This window comes from Rothia sp. HMSC068F09 (assembly GCF_001812775.1).
GTDB classification, from domain to species: domain Bacteria; phylum Actinomycetota; class Actinomycetes; order Actinomycetales; family Micrococcaceae; genus Rothia; species Rothia mucilaginosa_A.
Map to the genome: position 1 here is coordinate 15,529 of NZ_KV810415.1, position 1,348 is coordinate 16,876.

Below are 1,348 nucleotides of genomic sequence, written 5' to 3' on the forward strand. Positions count from 1 at the left end.
TACACACCATCACCGACGATTGGAGCACCCCTAATGGGACCTGATTCCGCTTTGACCCGCCGTGCACTGCTGAGCGGCGGCGCACTATTCAGCCTGACCGGCCTGCTCGCGGCATGCGGCCAGCAGGCCACCAACGAGGCTACGGGCTCGATTTCTTCCGCCACGCCGAGTGAGACCGCTTCGGCCTCGGCTTCGGCTACCGAGGCGTCTTCGGCCTCGGCGACCCCGAGCCCTGTCATTACCCGCGGCTACTCCGGTGGCTCGAAGGCCCCCGATGGCGAGTACCGTAAGGCTGACGCGTATGGCCCTGCACAGAATGTCCCGATGCCCCCGAATCGAAAAAAATACCCCGAAACTCAAGAAGGGGCTCTCGACATGATGAACGACTGGACCATATCTCATAACTATGCGGTTCAGACGGGTAATTGCGAATATGCCAAATCTTATGTGAAAAAAGAAACTGATGAAGATAAATTCTATGGATATGTCGAACGCCTTTATAAGCGCGGTGGATGGATTATTAACGGGCTTGATAAATACCAGCTTGAGGGCCAGTTTATCTATGATAAAAAATCTAAAGAATATACCCTCATGCTAAAGCATATTTGGGAATATGCAATGTATGTTGAACCTGATGGGTCATATACCGAGGACGCCAATACAGCAGAGGGGGATGATAACGGCGCTTATATTCTCAAGTATTCAGATGGGTTTTGGACAATCGTTGGTTCACTCTCCCAGGAGCAACTGAAAGAAAAAGGGTTGTTGAAATAGTATGCTACGTATTAGGAAAATGGGAAGTGCATGTTCGCTTACTTTTGCACTCATCGCATCATCTATTTTTAGTAATATTCCTCCTGCGGGGAGCCAGGAGTGCAACAGCGATAAAGGCCATGCTGTATGCTTCACGAAGGAAAAAACTCCTCAACGGAATTTCGCGAGGCGAGGCAGTATGGATGCCACTACAGAATCAAACGATTCTAAGTCATCGCTTGAAATACAAGCAGAGAACCAGCGAATAGAAGAAGAATTCCATAGAAAATACAACGAAACAAAAAACGGATTAGGTCAGCCAATGTATATTCCCAAAGGCGATGCACGCAAGCCAGGAGAGGCGGAATGTCTTGCAGAAGGCAGGCAGCCTGGCAAATACGCCCGCGTCCGAGAGATGCCTGCTGGTGATGAAGAGGTAAATTACAATTCAAAAACGGGACTGGGAACTTATTGTCAGGCGCTCAACGCTAAAACTCTGACACCAAATAATCCCGCCGAACCCAAGGGCCCCACTCTTGAGGAAATGCTCCAAGAAATTGAGGATCAATTCGCTAACACCAATATCCAGGCCCCT

General features: G+C 49.5%; 2 protein-coding genes. Both read left to right on the forward strand.

Translation table 11 applies throughout. The features are described from left to right. Positions 1–774, forward strand: a 774-nt coding sequence (locus HMPREF2874_RS09455; protein WP_371440537.1) for a DUF6318 family protein, incomplete at its 5' end; no start/stop codon positions are given. A gap of 178 nt (positions 775–952) precedes the next feature. Further along, positions 953–1,348 (forward strand): hypothetical protein (locus tag HMPREF2874_RS09120; protein WP_141754193.1); only part of this gene is annotated, 396 nt, incomplete at its 3' end.